The following is a 19,698-nucleotide window of genomic DNA, read 5'->3' on the forward strand; positions in this document are numbered from 1 at the left end:
AACTTAGGCTGCTTTTGAGACGTTTAAGCGATGAGGTTGTAGTTATTAAAATAGTATATCTGCAACGCTTAGTGTTCCGCTTCGTCTTTGGATTGAAAAACCTGAAAAATGAATTCGAATTACTTAAGCATTATCTTATACTTTCTGGTTCTTAATCTCTATGCCCAGGAACCTGAATTCTCCAGAGAGGAGGTTTTAGCCGACCTGGAAAGCCTAAGGGAAGCACTGGAAACTGCTCATTACGATCTATACGCCTATACTTCTAGAGAGGAGTTTGAGCTGGCCTATGAGGCAGCCAGAAGTTCTGTGGATCAAGACTCCTTAAGCTTACTGGAAGCTACCAGCCTGTACCAGCGACTGGCCGCAGCGGTGGATAATGGCCATACCTCGGTTGATTTCCCGGTTCAGTCCTATATTGCCTATGCGCAGGCAGGCGGAACTCTCTTTCCCCTGGAGGTCGCTCTGGAGGATGATAAGGCCCTGGTAAGAAAGAACTGGTCTGCTAATGATAACATCAAAGCAGGTTCAGAGATACTGAGCATTAACGGGCGGAGCATTAAGGAGATCCTTTCAGAGATCTATCCTCAGATTTCTGCCGAACGCCCCTATTTCAAAAAAGCCAAGCTCGAGTTGTTTTCATTTCCCAGGTATTACTGGCAGGTCTTTGGAAAGCAGGATAATTTCCAGGTTGAAATACTTTCCAATGGGACAGCCGGAAAATATAGCCTGGATGCCATAGATGTGATTGAGGATTATGAGACAAAAAGAACGGAAATAATAAGTCCTGAGATGAAGCTGGAATTCATGGGAGCTGTGGCCTACCTGAATCCCGGCGGATTTGGAGGAGATGAAAACAGGTATAAAAAGTTCATCGATTCGGCTTTTACACAAATAAATGCCGGGAATAGCAGGGATCTTATCATAGACCTTAGAAACAATCCGGGTGGAGACGATGCTTTCAGTGATTATATGGTGTCTTATATAGCAGATAAGGACTTTAAATGGAATTCCAGGTTTACGCTCAAAACCAGTGAAATTCTTAAAGAGCACGGGCGAAAGAAAAGTGATACGACCACTGCTTACTGGCAGAGTATTCTTACCCATAAAAACGGGGAGATCTACGATTATGTTTTTGATGCCTATGAGCCCCAGGTTCCGGAAAAAAGATTTAAGGGAAATGTTTATGTGCTGGTGAACAGGCAGTCACATTCCCAGTCTGCGGTAACTGCCGCACAGATCCAGGATTATGGTTTTGGTACTATAGTGGGAGAAGAGACCGGCGATTATCCATCCCTGTATGCTTCTATTTTTCAGTATGAACTCCCCGAAACGGGTATACCTGTACATATCTCTAAGGGATATATCGTTCGGGTGAACGGGAGCGAAAAGCAGGAAGGAGTGATTCCCGATATCCACATCAGGGATCATCTGCTTGATGAAAATGATGAGATCCTTAACGGTCTGCTCAGGAGGCTTGAAGAGAAAAATTAAGCCTGCAGGTAGAATTATAAAAGGCCTGATGTGGCAGGCATGGCTCTTTCAACGGGAATAAAATAAAATACCTAAATTAACAAGCCACGGTCCAGGTCATTAAGTTCGAACCCCCTACTCAGTAACTTAGTTCATCCGGAAGATTGTCCTATACTAAAAATGTATAAATATGAATGCAGTAAAGAGCTTGCTATCAGGGATACTGTTATTAATTTCTCTTTCCATTTTTAGCCAGGGTAGTGTTTACTATAAGAGTAAAATTGCCGATCTGGGAGATATAAAGCTGCAGTATATGGACTTTGGAGGAGAGGGTCCGGCACTGATCTGGATGCAGGACTTTCATAATTATTTTGATGGCCGCTATCGCGACACAACATATTATCCCATTTTCAAGGAACTGGCTAAGGATTTTCGTGTGCTGGCTCCCATAAGGAGGGGTTATGGAGAGAGCACAGATACCGGGTGGGGTTATGATGTGGCCACACAATCAACCGACCTGTTACGCCTGATGGATGCCCTGGGAATCGAAAAAGCCGTAATGTATGGTCGTTCCGCCGCCAGCCAGGATATGACGTGGATCGCAGAGCATCATCCAGAGCGGGTATCAGGACTCATCTATGATGGAAACCCCATTGTGTTAGCGGGTTGCTATGAACGGGCGGTTCTTGAATTTGTAGAAAACTGGAGTGTTCTTGCACCGGATTTTGAAAAGAAAAAACAAAAACTGGTGATGTTATCCCGTTTATACTGGCGACCCCATTTTTTGAATGATCCGGAGTACCGGATAGATATCCCTGCTTTGCGCTTTATTGACCCTAAATACAACTGGCCCAATCCAAACCTTGGTCTGATAGAAACAGGATTGCTTAATAAATGGATCCCGGAGTCCACTCCGGATCGTAAGGAAGAAATTGCCTACCTGGAAGAATTGGTGAAGGATACCCTACGATTAAAGGAACTCCATCAAACGGTGAAACGCTGTGATAAGTCTGCCGCTATCGAAAATGGAATGAGGCGTGCTTTTGGAAATAATTTACAAACCGTCCATGTCTCTGAGATGGACATCTATGAAGACAGTCTGCAGGATTATTTGAAATGGAGAATTGAATACATGCGGTCCTTTATTAAGAAAATAAGGGATTAGAGTTCTGTGACAAGAGGCCAAACCGAATAGTGACGGCACGCTGGGAATTTACAGATCTGCATTAATTTCCCCGCCGATAACATACGGGGGCTTCAGAGTTGCTATTTGTTGCCTGTCAGCATATTAGGGTCTCTTAATATTGAAGCTTATACTCCCGTTTCCATAAAAATTCACTAAATTTCTAAGGATTCTTCAGAAAGCAAGTATGCTTATTGAATGCATCCAGGGTGGCTCTTAACGGAGCTACCTCACTAATTTTAATCATAAACCTCTGCTATATTATGATGAAATCTCTATTAATCAGTATACTTTTATTAACTCCTCTGTGCATTTTCTCACAGGATCGAGACAGCCTTGCAAAACCCATCATCCCGGCAGAAAAGGTAGAGCTTTTAAAGAATATAGATATCACCTTTGATATGCGAATGGATTTCCAGGCATACACTTTCAGGGGTGGGGACAACTATTATAACGGGATACAGTTCGAGAACGGTTTTACAGCCCTGGGAATAGCAGGGAAGATACATGAAAGGCTGGATTTTAGATTCAGGAACCGCTTTAATAAGAACAGTGATGTGCAGACGCTGGATCAGCTTGGCAGCGATATTGAGCTGGCCTATATTAACGTTAAGGTGAGTCCGTCAATTAACCTGCTTCTTGGAAAAATGACTGCTTTCTATGGGGGTTTTGAATATGAATTCAGTGGTATGGACGTCCTTGAATATAATGATATCTACGGCAATGCTCTTGCTTTTGTGACAGGTGCAGGAATTACCTTGCAGGCCGCAGAGGATCATAAATTCGGGTTACAGGTGCTGAACTCGCGGACCATGCATTACGACGATCTTTACGGTGATATAGTTGCAGAAAATATCCAGGAACCGGACTGGCCGGTGGCCTTTGTGGGGAACTGGAGGGGAAATTTTTTCGGCGGGAAATTCCAGACGATCTACAGCTTGAGTCATTCGTATGAAGTAAGGAAAATGGGGACCACTTTTTTAACCCTGGGGCATAAGTACCAGACAAATGACTTCAGCCTGATGTACGACTTTCATTACAGTTATGAAGAGGTGGATACAAAAGGCATCGTGACCAATCTCATTAGCGATAAGGAGATAGCCGAAGATGTAATGTATATTGAAAACTGGTTAAGGGCAGAGTACCAGTTCAGTCCTAAGCTCAAAGGTTTGTTGACCCTTATGACGAGTAGTGCCTATGATAATATTAAAACCAGTAAGGAGTATATGCGAACCAGCTATGGTGCGATCCCTACGCTCTATTACAGCCCCTTTAAAAATCTGGATGTACGTTTTTACCTGGCTTATATAGGCCGTTATTATGATTATTCAGATTACGCTATAGAACTGGGAGCTTCCAGCTATAATAAAAATGAGGTAAGGCTTGGCTTTATGGCTCCACTATTGTTGTTGTAATTGGATAGACCCTATCACGGTAAAAAAAGCAATTATTATGAGACGTACTTGTTCAATAATCATCTTGTTATTCCTGCCTGTAATGATCCTGGGGTGTAAAGGTCAGACTTCAGAACACAGGCTTGTTGGTGGCCCTTGCGAAGGTTGTGAAGCCATTTTTGAATATGAGACCAAACTGACTTCAGTGGATACCCTTCCCGATTTTGAGGAAGAGGGGAGAAGGATGAAATTATCGGGAACGGTTTACCAGAATGATGGGAAGACCCCGGCCAGGGATGTTGTGGTATATATTTATCATACCAATCAGGATGGAATATACCCAACCCGTGGAGATGAAAAAGGCTGGGGCAGGAGACATGGCTATATCAGGGGCTGGGCCAGGACCGATAGAAATGGCCGTTATACTTTTTATACCCTGAAGCCTGCACCTTATCCCGGCCGATCGGAACCTGCGCATGTTCATTATACCATCCTGGAGCCCGACGGAAAATATTACTGGCTGGGCAGTGTTCATTTTAAGGGCGACAGCCTGCTCACCAGGAATGAAACCGATCCCGAATCTCCCCGTGGAGGTACTTCAGGCCTTTTAAACCTGGAAAAGCAGGGTGATATCTGGGTAGGAGAACGGGATATTATACTCGGTAAGAATATACCCGGTTATGAATAGGAAAAGGTGATTTATCATAATTATGCCAGGTAAAAAGGAATTGTCGGCCCAACAGGCAGCGGAATTTATCGAGCTTCTGAAAGCCCGTTTTGAAAAATACAGGGAGCGCCATCTGGGTATCTCATGGCCAGAGGTGCAGACCAAACTGCAAGAGAATACAGATAAACTCTGGTCTCTTAATGAGATGGAAAAAACTGGTGGCGAGCCCGATGTGCTTGGTCATGATGAAGATACGGACGAATTTATTTTCTATGATTGTGCTCCCGAGAGTCCTAAAGGGCGAAGGAGTACCTGCTACGATCGTGAGGCATGGGAAGCCAGGAAACAACATAGACCCAAATACAATGCGGTAGATATGGCCACCGAGATGGGAATAGAACTGCTTACAGAGGCACAGTATCGCGAATTGCAGCGGCTTGGCGATTTTGACAGCAAGACATCCAGCTGGCTTAAGACCCCTTCAGAGATCAGGGAACTTGGTGGGGCCATCTTTGGAGACTTCAGATACAATACGGTATTTATCTATCATAACGGAGCACAATCTTACTACGCATCCAGGGGGTTTCGTGGCGTATTGAGAATCTAAATTCCATCTCCAAAGCTTAACTTTAGCGCCATAAAGGAGTAAGGAAGTAAAGGAAAATAACTAATTTCACGTTCCGTAAGCCAGGGAAGAGGTGTCAGATCAATTCTGCCTTTTCAGGAATTAAGAAAATATGGAGCTATTATATAAAATTTTTAAATCAACCTATTCCTTCTGGGTAATCACCCGTGTAATCCTCATACTGCTGTTTGCGAGTACCATCACTTACTATTTAAATGAAGACCTGGATGTAGCATCTATTCTTGCAGGGATCTTTATACTCGGCTTTGTGATTTCCATGCTCGTAATAGTTATAAGTAAGCTGATGAAAAAGGAAACAAAGGCCTTTCTGCATATATACAACGGGGTCTTCGCTATCGTTTTCTCGCTGGGGATCATCTACGTGAGCATTGCCTATTTTGATCTTTCCTCCGGATGGTGGGTTTTATATTTACCGCTTTGGCTACTTTTGTACGGACTCTGGGAACTTACCTATGAAAGAAAAAAGCAGGACTTTACTTCAAGTAATTCTTAAATACCATGCAATTTTGAGGGCTGTTCAAAGCTTTCAAAAAATACTTCCCTCATGTTCATGAGAAAATACATTTTTTTAGTCTTTTGCCTGTTTGTTTTTACCAGCGCAACTAAAGCACAGGATTCCGATGCTGTATCCTATTCTTCTGATGTTTTGAAAATTGAAAAGATAGGCGATAATGTCTTCAAACATGTTTCTTACCTGGAAACTGAGGCCTATGGTAAGGTGGCCTGTAACGGGATGATCTTTATAGATGAGAATGAGGCTATAGTATATGATACACCAACTACAGATGGGGTTTCTGCAGAATTAATAAACTGGATTGAAAACATTCAGCAAAAAAGGATCAAAGCTGTTGTAATAAGTCATTTTCACGCGGATTGCCTGGGTGGAATCGGGGAATTTCACAAGCATGGGATTCGATCATATGCACATAAAAGAACGATTGCCCTTGCCAGGGAAAAGACTGCGGTCTTGCCGAAAAGTAGTTTTCGGAAAAGATTAAACATAAAGGTCGGCGATAAGGAAACACAAACAATATTTTTCGGCACGGGACATACCAGGGATAATGTTGTAGGCTATATTCCCGAAGAAAAAGTGTTGTTCGGAGGTTGTCTCATCAAGCAGATGAACGCGGGGAAAGGAAATCTTGAGGATGCCGATGTTGACCAGTGGGCCCTCACGGTGAAAGAGATCAGGGAAGTATTACCTGATATTAAACTGGTACTTCCCGGTCACGGAAAAGAAGGCGGTGCAGAGTTGCTGGATTATACTATTGAATTGTTTAAAAATAATTGAACGAAACCGGGATTTGAATTAAAATGAAAGAGATAGATTATAAGAACTGGAACAGGAAGGAACACTTTGAGTTCTTTTCCAAATATGATAATCCTTTTTTTGGCATTGTAACCGAGGTCGATTGTACAGAGGCCTTTGCACTTGCAAGGAAGAACAACTTTTCCTTCTTCGCCTGGTATTTGCACAGGTCTTTGCTGGCTGTTAACCGAACGCCGGAATTAAAACTTCGTCTTGTTGATGGAAAGGTAATGAGCTTTGATGAGATACACGCGGCAACTACCATTGGCAGGGAAGATGGAACCTTTGGCTTCTCTCATGTGAATTTTTCTGAAAATTTTGAGGAATTCAGTGATGAACTGAAACTTCAGATAGATGCGGTTAAAAACTCCACCGGCTTAAGAGTTGGTGAAAATTCGGAAAGGCTTGACGTGGTTCACTATTCAACATTACCCTGGTTCAGGATCACGGGAGTCTCCCATGCCAAGAACCATAATAGCGGCGAAAGTGTTCCCAAGATCACCTTCGGAAAGTCTTTTCTTGATGGGGCAACCCGCAAAATGGGTGTTTCTGTAGAGGCACACCACGGCCTCGTAGATGGGATTCATATCGCCAGGTTCATGGAAGAGTTCCAAAGCCTGATGGCAGGATAAAATCTGGAATCCGTATCAGGGTATGTACCCCGGGATATCTTTAAAACTTAATTTGGTTGCCGGTAAAAATGGTTATTTTTGCACTCCGTATTAAAATTTTAAATGAAGATGACAGATAATGATCCTCAGGTAAGTGGCTCAGCGGAAATGAACAAGCAAAAACCGGAAGCTTTGCCAAAACTTTATTCCAAACGGGTGATCTATGCATTTTCGATCATATTTTCCACCATTTTCGGAGCGGCAATCCTGATGAGCAACCTTAAGCAGGTGAACGATAACAAGGCCAGGTGGGAAGTGCTTTTCTTTGGGATCATTTTTACCGTGGGAACCGCGATCACACTCACTACGGTTCAGTTGCAGATGAACCTGGGAATTCCTCTGAATATCCTGGGAGCGGTTATCCTTAATGAATTCTTCTGGAACCGTTCTATTGGCAGCGATACTCCATACGAGAAAAAAAGCTGGCATAAACCCGCGATCATTTCGGCAATGATCACACTTCCATTTGTCTTTGCCTTGCTTTATGGAGCTTAAGCACAGATCATTCTGACAGAAAATCGGTTTTAGGAATTAGGCGTTAGCTTTTTTGTATTTTTATCGGAATTGAAAACCTTCCTTTTTTTGCGATTAAGCTTAAAAGGAATAATGTACCTTAATTCAGCTATCAATATGAAATTACTTAAAACCTGTCTTTTTCTTCTGATCTTTAGTTTACCCCTGCTTTCTTTTTCACAGCTTAATAGAGTTGAAAAAAAGATCGTAAAGTCGGTCGATAAGCATAACAAAGAATCTATCGAACTGCTTACAAAGGCTGTGAATATCAATAGTGGTACGATGAACTTTGAAGGCGTTCGGGAAGTTGGCAGGCTTTTTCAGGCTGAACTTGATAAACTTGGCTTTAAAACAGAACTTACTTCAGGAGAGGCATATGGCCGTGCCGGGCATCTCATCGCAACCCATGAAGGGAAACCGGGTTTAAGATTATTGCTAATCGGGCATCTGGATACTGTCTTTGAACTGGATAGTCCTTTCCAGGATTCAAGCATGGAAAATGATTCCATAATGAAGGCGCCCGGAGTAGCCGATATGAAAGGCGGTGATGTGGTGATCATACTTGCCATGCGTGCACTTAAGGAAGCAGGGGTTCTGGATGAGATGTCAGTGAAGATAGTAATGACCGGAGATGAAGAGAAAAGCGGGGATCCTATAGAGCTCTCCAAGAAAGATCTGGTAGATGGGGCAAAATGGGCCGATGTAGCCCTTGGCTTCGAGAACGGGGACGGGAATCCGGAGACTATTGTGATCTCCCGAAGGGGCTCTTCAAGCTGGAAACTGGAAGTGAGCGGTAATGCGGCTCATTCATCGCAGGTTTTTACAGAAAAGGTGGGAGCAGGAGCCATTTATGAAGCTTCGCGCATCCTGAACGAATTCTACACTCAGCTCTCTTCAGAAGAGAACCTTACTTTCAATCCAGGTTTCATTCTTGGTGGAACCTCGGTGGATACAAAAGAAGATGGTACCGGTGGTTCTGCTCTTGGGAAAACCAATGTGGTCGCGCAAAAGGCGATAGTACGCGGAGATATAAGGGCAGTTTCGTTAGATCAGCTGGACAGGGCAAAGACTGTTATGAATAAGATCGTGGCAGACAATTATCCCCAGACCGCTGCAAAACTTAGCTTTGATGATGGCGGATATCCTCCTCTTGCACCTGCAGATGGCAATAAGCAACTACTCGAATATTATACTGAAATAAGTGAGGACCTGGGGTTTGGTGAAGTATATGCGGTTAACCCTAGAAACGCAGGAGCAGCTGATATTTCCTTTACTACAGGGCATGTTGAAATGGCGGTAGACGGACTCGGACTTAGCGGGGCCGATGATCACACGGTGAATGAAACCGGAAACCTGAATATGGTTTCCCGGCAGGCCAAAAGAGCTGCTATTCTTATGTACAGGCTCTCGAAAAACAGCCGTTTTGAAAAATAAGAAATAAAACTGAGGATCTGCCATGTACAGATATCGGTAAATAAGCTGTAAAAGGAGATCGTCCCTGAAAAACCTCATCTTGTTTTGAATTTCAGAAGCCATTAAAATGATCGAAAAGATAAAAGAACTGGAAAAGTTATCCGGGGTTCTGAGCCCTTCTGCCGCGCAAAGAGCTAACTGGAATTCACGGGTTTTGCAGTATGCTGAAACCTTCCGAAGCGGTCTGGATAAGGATAAGGCCTATTATTCTTCCGCAGATAAAGGAAAAGGTATATATGATTTTGATATTACCGAAGAGCCAACAGAACTGGATAGTCTCATAGAGGCCGTGGAGGATAATATAGACAGGGTGGGAATCAATCCGGCTTCTGCGGGATATCTGGGATATATTCCCGGGGGTGGGCTCTACCCTTCGGCACTGGGCGATTATATGGCAGCGGTAAGTAATAAATATGCCGGTATTTTTTTTGCTGCTCCCGGAGCCGTACGCCTGGAAAATATGCTTTTACGGTGGATGTGTCGGCTTATGGGGTTTCCTGAAACATCAGCAGGGAATCTTACCTCCGGAGGCTCTATTGCAAACCTTATCGCTATAGTGACAGCCCGGGAAGCTCATGGGCTTAAGGCAAGGGATTTTGAAAATGCTGTGATCTATCTTTCTGAACAGGCTCATCATTCGCTTCAAAAGGCCATTAGAATTGCCGGTATGGCTGAAGCTCATTTAAGATATATTCCTATGGACGGGAATTTAAGGCTTTCAGCCGCAGAGCTTGAAAAGCAAATTGCCCGTGATAAGGAGGCTGGTCTAATTCCTTTCTTTATAAATACTTCGATAGGGACAACCAACACCGGCGCCGTGGACCCGGTTAATTCTATAGCCGATATTGCAGAAAAATATGGATTATGGCTGCATATTGACGCGGCATATGGCGGATTCTTTAAACTGGTTCCGGAATTACAGGATAAATTCGAAGGGGTGGAGAGGGCAGATTCCATTACCCTGGATCCGCATAAATCACTTTTCCTGCCATTCGGGACCGGTGCAGTACTGGTAAAGAATAAGAAGGCGCTTTTAGAGGTTCATCATTACCTGGCCGATTATATGCAGGATACACGCTCGGAAAACGAAGAATTATCCCCGGCAGATATCTCGCCAGAACTTACCAAGCATTTCAGGGGAATGCGACTCTGGCTTCCGCTTAAATTGTTCGGACTTAAAGCTTTCAGGGCTGCTTTGGAAGAGAAGGTATACCTGGCCCGTTATTTTCATCAGGAGATACAGAAAGTAAAAGGTTTTGAAGTGGGGCCGGAACCGGAACTATCGGTGACCATGTTTCGGTATGTCCCGGAAAATGGCAGCAGGAGTAATGAGATTAATAAGGAACTTCTGGAAGAACTTAAAAATGATGGAAGGATATTCCTCTCCTCAACTTCTATTAAGGGTGTGTTCTGGATAAGGGTGGCTATACTTATTTACCGCACTCACCTGAGCCAGGTGGAACTCTTACTGCAAATCCTTCAAGAAAAAATTATGGGCTTAGAGAAGAAGAAATAATGAATCCTGATCTTGAAAACCTGGCATTTCAGGTCTGGTTTCTATCAACTAAATCTCAAATAAAAGAATATTTGTAATGCTAAGGTCGCCAGGAGGATCTAAATTCAACACACGATCCGTTACACGGAGCTCAATTTTTCTAATATGAAATTCTCATGTAATATTTTAAAATAAAGAAACCGTGGGTTTGAAAAAATATGTAAGTTTACTTACCAAATCTAATCTTGGCCTACATGCGTTCCCTACTCCGCTATTCGTGTGAGCTGAGATCACTAAATCTTTTAAAGATGAACAAAGTGCGTATCATCGGGTTGGGAATTATTGCCACTGGTATTTTCACAGGATTTTTCTTTCATGAAACTGGCGCCTACATGTTATCAGGGATGCTTATTGGTCTTGGAGCAGGCTGGTTAATTACCGGTAAGCTGCATGTGAGATCAAGAAACAGAAAAATTCCGGCGGAATAGAAATAAGAGATCTTAAAGTCTGTTAAGATCTTTTTAATTGGAATGCAAACACCAGGAGGTCGTTTCAGACCACCCTCTTAGCTAATCTCTAATTTTTCTATGTTTATAGTCCCTTAAAATTATCGAAGGATAACTTAGTGTATGATAGGTATTATAATAATCCTGGCGGTTTCCTGGTTAATCCTGTACGTATTTGAAAGGAGGAGCCTCTTAGCTTTGGGTTTTCTGCCTGTTCTTATAAGAGCGGGACAATTCTTAATGGGTTTTCTCATAACCGGTTTGTTATGTGCCGGAGTTCAGTATATGGAAGTATTGATAAGTTCTGCTGAATGGAAAATAAATATTGCTGCTTTCCCTATGCTTTTGGAAATGTTCTGGTGGGATTTCAGATCTGTCCTAACAGAAGAATTGGTCTTTCGGGGTGCCATTCTGTTTGTTTTAATAAGAAAATTTGGGGCTTCAGGAGCCCTTCTGTTATCTGCTATTGCATTTGGTGTTTATCACTGGTTTTCTTTCGGCATATTTGGGAATTTTATGCCGATGCTGGTGATCTTTATAGGAACCGGACTCATGGGTTATGCCTGGGCGCTTGCATTTTATAAGACTGAATCCATCATCATGCCCCTGGGACTTCATCTGGGGTGGAACTTTTTCTATAATAGTATATTTTCCAACGGTCCCTTAGGGGAAGGCCTTATTCTAACCGAAGGTGGTCAGGCTATAAGTGACTGGTATTCGCTTATCGGCCTCTTGCTGGTACCGGTAATAGTTCTTTTAATCGTAATATATTGGATGCCTAAAGTTCAGGACAATTCTATATTTTCGGACAGGGAGGTATCGGTACCTAAAATTCAACAATAGAAAATACATCTAATGAAGATCTTCAACTTATTCTTTTTTTTAATATTCATATCACAGGGAATTACTTCTCAAAATTTGAATAGCCGTAATGATTCGGTCCGGGCTGATGTTTCTTTAATTATTCTTGGAACCGTCCAGGATGGAGGTTCGCCTCATATTGGTTGTAGCAAAAGCTGTTGTGCAGGTCTTTTTGAAGAGCCTGATAGGAACAGGAAGGTGGTTTCCCTGGGAGTCGTGGATGCTTTGAATGACGCTAAATATCTTTTTGAAGCTACACCTGATATTAGCTTCCAAATGAAAGCACTGGCACAGAGGAGCACCTCGCCTCAACAGGAAGTGCCGGACGGTATCTTTCTTACTCACGCGCATATTGGCCATTATACGGGGCTTATGTATTTGGGGAAGGAAGCTATGGGAGCAAAGGGAGTAAAGGTCTTCGCTATGCCGGAAATGAAAAGCTTTCTTGAAAATAACGGCCCCTGGGATCAGTTAGTATCAAATGGAAATATCATGATTACCCCCATAGGGAAAGAGGAGGAAATAAGTCTTTCTTCACATTTAAAGGTGATACCGCTACAGGTTCCCCACCGTGATGAATATTCTGAAACGGTAGGTTACAGGATCACAGGACCGAACAAAACAGCCTTATTCATTCCCGATATCAACAAATGGCATAAATGGGAAAGGGATATTAAAGCTGAAATTGGGAAAGCAGATTATGCATTCCTGGATGCCACCTTTTACGATGCTGCCGAAATTAATAACAGGGATATTTCCGAGATTCCCCATCCTTTTATTATTGAGAGCATGTCGCTGTTCAAAGATCTTTCTGCAGATGAAAAAAAGAAAATATACTTTATACATATGAATCATACTAATCCTGCATTAGATGTAAACAGCGAGCAATATTCAAGAATACTTGAGAAGGGCTTTAATGTGGCGCGCATCTATGATGAATTTAGACTTTAGCAGGTAGGAGTATAGCCTTCTATGATCCGGTTAATGTATAGGATTAAACAGATCTGATCAACTCTTTCATTTATCTTCTTTGGTTAAGCTTAGTTTCCATTTTTTATTCAAATCTATAGCCGGGGTTTGACAAGCTTATGCATCTCCTTTTCTTTTTTTTGTTTAAAAAAAAAGTTAAAAGATTAAACAAAATGAAAATAATATTTATCTTTATGCCATAATCAATTGAAAATAAAAATGTTATGAAGAAGTTTATTTTAAATTCCGTTTTACTGATCCTTTCTTTAGCTGTTTTTACGGCCTGTGAAAAGGATGATCCCGTAGCCACAGATCTTAATAGTCCTGATCTCGCTATCTATGAAGTGATAGACCTTTATACCGGTCTGAACGATGATGGTAAAGCTCGGGCTCCTAAAAAAGGAGATGAACCCATTGCTGTGATCGCTGACGAGGGTGGTTTTGACGAGTTGGTTTCGGCTCTTGTCTATGTAGATACCGAACTTGGTACAGGTCTCGTAGATCTTTTCAGTAGTAATGATGATCAGTACACCGTTTTTGCACCTACCGATGATGCATTTGAGGCTCTGTACGCTGCACTTAGTACTGAAGAGGCTGTTGTGGATGAGATCTCTGATCTTCCAGCAGAACTTGTGTTGAACGTACTGCTTTACCATGTAACCGATGGTAGAAGAGCTGCGAATAGCGTGGTACCTCCAAGAAATTATAAGAATATCACCACCCTTCTTGGAGAAGAGTTCCAGGTCAATACAAATGCGCAGATAATGGCCATAGGTAGTACTGCCCAGATAATTGCGCCTGATGTTTCAGCTTCTAATGGAATAATACATGTTATTGATGCAGTGCTATTGCCTATAAATTAATACCCTTTATTGTTTTCATTTTATTTTTATCAGGAAGACTATCCTTTTTGGATAGTCTTTTTTTATGAGGTTTTGCAGATTTTGAGAAATTAAATTCTATATCTTTTTAACTTGATATTAGTAAGCGGTATCAAATGAAAGAAATGGAGAACACCAGGAGAATATTCAATAAATATGCTGAAGGGTATCAGGATAAGTATATGGATGTTAGCCTCTATCATGATTCTCTCAATTTGTTTTGCGAAAATTTAAATGAAAAGCAAACCAGGATCCTCGAAATTGGATGTGGTCCCGGAAACCTTACCACTTACCTTATTACTCAGCGGCCGGATCTGAAGATCCTGGGAATCGATATTGCGGAAAGGATGATAAAGTTGGCCCGTAACAATAACCCCCGGGCAGAATTCCGGGTTTTGGATTGCCGAAAAATAGAAGGATTGGAGGATAAATATGACGCGGTGGTCTGTGGCTTTTGTCTTCCGTATTTAACGAAGAAAGAAGCCCTGAAACTCATAGATGATATTTCGGCCTTGTTGAATCCCGGTGGAGTGATTTATTTAAGTACCATGGAGGCTGATCATAACAGGTCGGGATATGAAGGTTCAGATTCAAATGATGAAAAGCTGTATATAAACTATCATGAAGCCTCCTACCTGCGGGAAGCTTTGGGAAACAATAATTTTGAGATAACCAAAGTATGTAGGATTGCGAATTCTAATAACCAATCTCATATAAACGATCTGGTTTTTATTGCTTCTAAATAACCTTTTATTCGCTTGGGTGGATCGTACAAAAGATCTTTATAAAGAGTCGTTCTAATTTGTAATTATATTTTTGCAGGAAGAAGTTATCTAACTGATTATAAGAACTAATAAATCCCAATTCCCTTGACCGGACTATTTAATTTTTTTAGAAAGAACCGAAAGGAGGTAGGTTTTGGCTGGATGCTGACTTTTCTATCCAGTTTTGGACAAACCTTTCTTATTTCTATCTATGTGCCTGAGATACTCAAGACTTTTTCTATTTCAAATGGCCTTTTTGGGAGTATTTATGCGGTAGCGACAGTAACCGCATCGGTGATAATGCTTTCCGTGGGCCATATGGTTGATCATAAACCGGTTAAAAGAGTTACCGCCCTTACGTTGGCAGGTCTCGCCGTTTCGTCCTTGCTGCTGGGAATGTCCCATCTTAGCATTGCCATACTCATTATTGCACTTACAGGATTAAGGCTTACCGGGCAGGGTTTAATGAGCCATATTAGTCTTACGGTCATGTCCAGGCATTATGATCTGGACCGGGGGAAGGCACTTAGCATAGCTTCACTTGGTTACGCTGTGGGCGAGGCCGTTTTTCCATTGTTCATTTCCACACTAATCCTTTGGTATGATTATGAAATCGCGGCAATGGCAAGTGCGGCATTCTTATTTTTATATCTGCTGAGGTTTTATTTTATGGATCTCGAATACTTTGATAAGGATCTGGCCTTGGTAAAAAAGCCTTCAGCACTTTCTCTTTTGAAAGACTATAAAGACCTGCTGAAAAAGAAGGTGTTTTTTATTCTTATGCCGGTGAGTTTCGCGCTAAGCTTTACCATTACTGCGGTGTTTTTCTATCAGTATGTGGTTGTTGAAGATAAAGGCTGGTCGGTATCACTTTATGCCGGTTTTTTTACCGCATATGCTATAACAAGGGTGGTTTTTTCCATTCTTGGCGGAGTACTGGTAGATAAGTATTCTGGCAAAAAAATGTTCAGGTTATACCTTATCCCTTTTGCTCTGGGTCTTATTCCTTTTGCTGTTTCCGACAGTATTTTTGGTGCGCTCACTTTTCTTATTCTGGCCGGAATAAGTGTGGGAATGGCAGGAACCGTAAAATCGGCAGTTCTTGCTGAAGTTTTTGGTGTTGAGAAACTGGGAACCATTCGCAGTGTGTTCACCATGTTCATGGTAATGAGTACCGCGCTTGGACCGTTGATCTTCGGAACCCTGATGGATATGGGGATCGAGTTCCAGACCATACTTTTATTCACCGCAGCTGTCCTTGCTCTTATCATTCTTAATGCACAAAGAATAAGTAAGGTCCAGACTGTCTGATATGATTATTTCACTTTGTAAGCCCTGGTAGTTCGAGGCTCAATGGTCTCAGCATTGTGATCGTTATATTTCAGGAATTTCGCTTTAAGACGGTTTACAGTTTCCTGATATTCCTCTTTGTCTATAAGGTTGTTTTGTTGTCCCAGATCGGTTGAAAGATCATAGAGTTCTGTGGCCTGGTTCTTACGATTCACCATAAGTACCAGGTCGCCTTCACGAATGGCCCCGTCCAGGGCAAATCCTGCCTGGTAAAGTACAAATTCATGCAGGGGTGCGTTTTCGGGCTGCGTCCCGGTAAGGATTGGTAATAATGAAGCGCTGTCCTTTGCCTGGTCTTCCTGCATGTTCTGCCGGGTAAGCTCATACATGGTGGCAACCCAGTCATGGCCTACGATCAACTGGTCTGAGACGCTTCCCGGTTTTATGACCGAGCCGACCTCGGTCCCGTCTCCCCATTTGGCAATAAAGGGAACCCGGTGCCCGCCCTCATAAATAGAGGCTTTATAATCCCGAAGCGGGCCATTATTGTCATGGGAGGGATCTCCGTAATGGGTTACCCGCGGCCAGAGTGCACCATTATCACTGGTGAAAATGATGAGGGTATTTTCAAGCAGACCTTCCTCCCTCAGTTTTTCTATGATCTTTCCCACCTGCAGGTCCAGTTCATACAGCATGTCTGAAGTAACCGCGCCTGTTTTTCCATACACCTGTTCATCTATGGTTTCAGGATCTCCGTCAAAATCGAAAGGAGGAGTATGGGGAACATGTATGGCCTGGGAAGCGAAGTATAATAGAAAAGGCTGATCTTTTCCCTGATCCTCGTGCTCCTTTACATGGTGATCAATGAATTCAACCGCTCCATTGGTTAGTATGATCCCTGCCTGGCTGGAGTCATAATTCACATCGCCCCGTGCAGGAACATTTCCCGCCTCAACTATTTCCGAAAGTCCGTTATCGCTAACCCTGTAAAATCCATTTTTAAGTAACCGAGTACTTTCGTTGGTTGCCGGGCTACTTAGGTCTACCGGCCTGTATTTCCCGTTTTCAAAATAGGCATAAGGTTCATGCTGAATTCCGCTTAACAGTCCCAGCCAGTAATCGAAACCGTGATTGCTAAGGGCATCATCAACGCCACGGCTATAATCCATGGTGTTCAGATTATTCTTCCGGCGTATCACTTCACCTTCCTCATTATATACATTTCCACCAAGGTGCATCTTCCCGAAAAAGGCGGTCTTATATCCTGCATTCTGCATGATCTCTCCTACGGTGATATGCCTTCCGGCTTTGGTGCGGTCTCCGTTAAAACTAAAGCCTGAACTATTGTTTACATCCCATGAACCGCCAGGACGGCCGTTGCGATAGGGATAACTGCCGGTAAGCAGACTAAAACGTGAAGGAGCACATAATGCGGCGGGAGAATGTGCATCTGTAAATCGCATTCCCTGCATGGCAAGACTGTCTATGTTTGGAGTGGGCACAGTTCCTCCATCTATTCCCAGGTCGGCATAGCCCACATCATCGGCCAGGATAAAGACAACATTCGGTAATTTATCGGGGTTCTTCTGACTTTTGGCGTTAAAGGAAAAAAACAGGGAGAGCAGGAAAAATAATGTATAGTGCAGGGGTTTCATAATTTTTCAAAAATTAAGACTTAAAAATATGAAAAATCAGCTATCTGGAGTGACTGAAAACCTCAAACGGGTGACGCTTCAGCAGTGCCACCCGTTCCTATAAATGAGACTGAAAATTAATCTATGACTATTATTCCGGTAAGATAAACCACTTCCACAAGTTCATCTTCCTCATATTTTTCCTCGAGTATCAATCCAATGCCTGGAGCATAGTATTTCAGTTCGTATACATCTTCTTCAAAGGGGTTTACATCCCTTGTGACCAGTACGTTCTCAAAAGTACCAAGGTCTGTTATCACTGTTTCATCTATGGCGATCACTTCAGCAAAATCCTCGGCCTCTCCCGCATACCATTCCTGGTAATAGAATTGACCAACAAAAGGATCTGCAGGTAGCCAGTAACCAGGTAAGGCTCCATCGACTCCGGCTTCCCATGAACCTTCATTATCGATGAAATTTCCTTCCTCATCATAATTTTTAGAGTCTTCACCGAAATACCAGAGATTTCCGTCATCATCCTGAGCAAGCCAGTCATCGGTATCTTCTATGATCACTCCATCTTCCATCACATAATTCCTCTGAATTATCGTGGTGACTCCCATTACAACCTTAGTTTCGGTCTTTCTTTCTATAAAGATCACTTCTGAAGGTTCATCAGGCTGTTCTCCATCTTCAAGTTCGTAGCCTTGATATTCATAGATATGACCTGCTGGTGGCCCATAATACGGATTGGTAATGTTAGTAGGATCTGAAAATACTGCTTCCTCTATATCCGGAAGATCTTCGGGAGGTTCTGAATCACCTGCATCACAATTGAAGAAGACATGCTCATATTCCACATTTTCGTCACCCTCAAACTGGTCTTCGATATCTTCCCGGCTAAGACTTCCGCTTATCTCGACCTGTTCTTCTATGCTATAAACTCCTTCCCATTCTAACAGGGTCAGGGTGTAATCTATATATTCTTCATCGTCATCATAGATCTCCAGGTGGGGTAGAACCACACATAGAGGATCGGCATAATATTCTCCATTTTCATTAGTGCCGGTAACATTTATTTCTTCTTCATACAGTATATTATCACCTATACTTATTTCAACAGCATACCTTGCAGGGTAATGCCTGCCATTATCATCACAATAATTAGCGAAGAAACAGTACTGAAACAGAGGAATAGCATCCAGCTCAAAGAAAAGATAGCCATATTCGTTAACATCCCTGTTGTCGTAGCATAAGACCGGAACATCCATATAAGGCTTGGTTCCAGCCATTAATTCAATGCTCATAGGCAGAGGACTATCAGAATAGGCGGCCATGTCCCCATCTATTCGTGGAGCCAGCCATAACAGTTCTCCAGCTTCGGTATAAACAGCAAAATGATCCAGGCCGTAGGTTCCCGGAGGTAGTTTTAGTTGAGGTATATCTTTAGTGAATAGCTGTCCCGGTTCCAGATCAGCTCTAAATGGGGTGGTGGGATCTCCCAGCATTTCTGTATCCCCCTGCATTATAATTATTTCAACATAAAACGGAGTGTCATCTGAACAGTTAGGAATATCTGAAATAGACTGTTTCTGGCTGGATCGGTTCATCATATCCAGGAGCACGGTGTTAAACCTTAACTGAACGGGTTCTTCTTGTTGGATAGTAGTTTCACTTTCTTCCCGGCTACAGGAAAAGAAGAAAAGCAGGAAAAGCATAATGCAAACCTGCTGGAGATTATAATTTTTCATCACAGAGTGGTTTATAAAAGATTAGTTATTTCTTTTTTATGGCAAACCGGAGCGAAAAAAATGCAACGTAGATATGTAGTTCTATCAAATTTATAGGTTCATATAAAAAATAAGGATGGGGTAAAAACCCCGGTTTTTGTTCTTTAGTTACTGATATTGAATAAGATGATATTTAGAGACTGGAAATAATTGGTATATTTACAGGCCTTGTTATGGATTAA

Annotated in this window: 19 protein-coding genes; 17 read left to right on the forward strand and 2 right to left on the reverse strand. The window is 42.4% G+C overall.

Annotation, left to right across the window (positions count from 1 at the left end):
* The first annotated feature begins 108 nt into the window (after nucleotides 1-108).
* The 17 genes from EZJ28_RS01015 (at nucleotide 109) to EZJ28_RS01095 (ending at nucleotide 16,113) form a co-directional block, all read left to right on the forward strand.
* The gene (locus EZJ28_RS01015) at nucleotides 109-1,491 is read left to right on the forward strand and encodes a S41 family peptidase (protein ID WP_131393962.1); all 1,383 of its coding nucleotides are present in this window, start codon (nucleotides 109-111) and stop codon (nucleotides 1,489-1,491) included.
* 169 nt (nucleotides 1,492-1,660) lie between these two features.
* Nucleotides 1,661-2,635 carry an alpha/beta fold hydrolase gene (locus tag EZJ28_RS01020; protein WP_131393964.1) on the forward strand — a complete coding sequence of 325 codons (975 nt, stop codon included), beginning with the start codon at nucleotides 1,661-1,663 and terminating at the stop codon, nucleotides 2,633-2,635.
* A 281-nt stretch (nucleotides 2,636-2,916) separates the two neighbouring features.
* Entirely contained in the window at nucleotides 2,917-4,068 is a 1,152-nt protein-coding gene (locus tag EZJ28_RS01025) for a porin (RefSeq protein WP_131393966.1), read from the forward strand.
* 37 nt (nucleotides 4,069-4,105) lie between these two features.
* Complete coding sequence (locus tag EZJ28_RS01030) at nucleotides 4,106-4,735, forward strand: intradiol ring-cleavage dioxygenase (RefSeq protein WP_131393968.1); 630 nt, start codon at nucleotides 4,106-4,108, stop codon at nucleotides 4,733-4,735.
* A gap of 22 nt (nucleotides 4,736-4,757) precedes the next feature.
* Entirely contained in the window at nucleotides 4,758-5,321 is a 564-nt protein-coding gene (locus tag EZJ28_RS01035) for a DUF4256 domain-containing protein (RefSeq protein ID WP_131393970.1), read from the forward strand.
* A 130-nt stretch (nucleotides 5,322-5,451) separates the two neighbouring features.
* Nucleotides 5,452-5,853, forward strand: a complete 402-nt coding sequence (locus tag EZJ28_RS01040; protein ID WP_131393972.1) for a hypothetical protein — start codon at nucleotides 5,452-5,454, stop codon at nucleotides 5,851-5,853.
* A gap of 57 nt (nucleotides 5,854-5,910) precedes the next feature.
* Entirely contained in the window at nucleotides 5,911-6,651 is a 741-nt protein-coding gene (gene bla, locus EZJ28_RS01045) for a subclass B1 metallo-beta-lactamase (RefSeq protein ID WP_131393974.1), read from the forward strand.
* Nucleotides 6,652-6,674: 23 nt separating this feature from the next.
* On the forward strand, nucleotides 6,675-7,301 hold the full coding sequence (locus EZJ28_RS01050; RefSeq protein WP_131393975.1) for a chloramphenicol acetyltransferase: 627 nt from the start codon (nucleotides 6,675-6,677) through the stop codon (nucleotides 7,299-7,301).
* A 102-nt stretch (nucleotides 7,302-7,403) separates the two neighbouring features.
* Entirely contained in the window at nucleotides 7,404-7,835 is a 432-nt protein-coding gene (locus tag EZJ28_RS01055; protein ID WP_131393977.1) for a hypothetical protein, read from the forward strand.
* A 135-nt stretch (nucleotides 7,836-7,970) separates the two neighbouring features.
* Nucleotides 7,971-9,287 carry a M20/M25/M40 family metallo-hydrolase gene (locus tag EZJ28_RS01060; protein WP_131393979.1) on the forward strand — a complete coding sequence of 439 codons (1,317 nt, stop codon included), beginning with the start codon at nucleotides 7,971-7,973 and terminating at the stop codon, nucleotides 9,285-9,287.
* 106 nt (nucleotides 9,288-9,393) lie between these two features.
* On the forward strand, nucleotides 9,394-10,842 hold the full coding sequence (locus EZJ28_RS01065; protein WP_207388419.1) for an aminotransferase class V-fold PLP-dependent enzyme: 1,449 nt from the start codon (nucleotides 9,394-9,396) through the stop codon (nucleotides 10,840-10,842).
* Between the two features lie 287 nt (nucleotides 10,843-11,129).
* Entirely contained in the window at nucleotides 11,130-11,309 is a 180-nt protein-coding gene (locus EZJ28_RS01070; RefSeq protein ID WP_131393983.1) for a hypothetical protein, read from the forward strand.
* A gap of 141 nt (nucleotides 11,310-11,450) precedes the next feature.
* The gene (locus EZJ28_RS01075) at nucleotides 11,451-12,170 is read left to right on the forward strand and encodes a CPBP family intramembrane glutamic endopeptidase (protein ID WP_131393985.1); all 720 of its coding nucleotides are present in this window, start codon (nucleotides 11,451-11,453) and stop codon (nucleotides 12,168-12,170) included.
* A 12-nt stretch (nucleotides 12,171-12,182) separates the two neighbouring features.
* Nucleotides 12,183-13,139 carry an MBL fold metallo-hydrolase gene (locus tag EZJ28_RS01080; protein ID WP_131393987.1) on the forward strand — a complete coding sequence of 319 codons (957 nt, stop codon included), beginning with the start codon at nucleotides 12,183-12,185 and terminating at the stop codon, nucleotides 13,137-13,139.
* Between the two features lie 242 nt (nucleotides 13,140-13,381).
* Nucleotides 13,382-14,020, forward strand: a complete 639-nt coding sequence (locus tag EZJ28_RS01085; protein WP_131393988.1) for a fasciclin domain-containing protein — start codon at nucleotides 13,382-13,384, stop codon at nucleotides 14,018-14,020.
* 134 nt (nucleotides 14,021-14,154) lie between these two features.
* On the forward strand, nucleotides 14,155-14,784 hold the full coding sequence (locus EZJ28_RS01090; RefSeq protein WP_131393990.1) for a trans-aconitate 2-methyltransferase: 630 nt from the start codon (nucleotides 14,155-14,157) through the stop codon (nucleotides 14,782-14,784).
* A 123-nt stretch (nucleotides 14,785-14,907) separates the two neighbouring features.
* On the forward strand, nucleotides 14,908-16,113 hold the full coding sequence (locus tag EZJ28_RS01095) for an MFS transporter (RefSeq protein ID WP_242670044.1): 1,206 nt from the start codon (nucleotides 14,908-14,910) through the stop codon (nucleotides 16,111-16,113).
* Nucleotides 16,114-16,118: 5 nt separating this feature from the next.
* Here EZJ28_RS01095 and EZJ28_RS01100 read toward each other — a convergent pair whose 3' ends face one another.
* Both EZJ28_RS01100 and EZJ28_RS01105 read right to left on the reverse strand, forming a co-directional pair.
* Complete coding sequence (locus tag EZJ28_RS01100; RefSeq protein ID WP_131393992.1) at nucleotides 16,119-17,747, reverse strand: sulfatase-like hydrolase/transferase; 1,629 nt, start codon at nucleotides 17,745-17,747, stop codon at nucleotides 16,119-16,121.
* A 116-nt stretch (nucleotides 17,748-17,863) separates the two neighbouring features.
* On the reverse strand, nucleotides 17,864-19,477 hold the full coding sequence (locus EZJ28_RS01105) for a hypothetical protein (protein WP_131393994.1): 1,614 nt from the start codon (nucleotides 19,475-19,477) through the stop codon (nucleotides 17,864-17,866).
* Between the last annotated feature and the right edge of the window lie 221 nt (nucleotides 19,478-19,698).

Origin of the sequence: Gramella sp. KN1008, from assembly GCF_004332155.1 — a bacterium.
Taxonomy (GTDB): domain Bacteria; phylum Bacteroidota; class Bacteroidia; order Flavobacteriales; family Flavobacteriaceae; genus Christiangramia.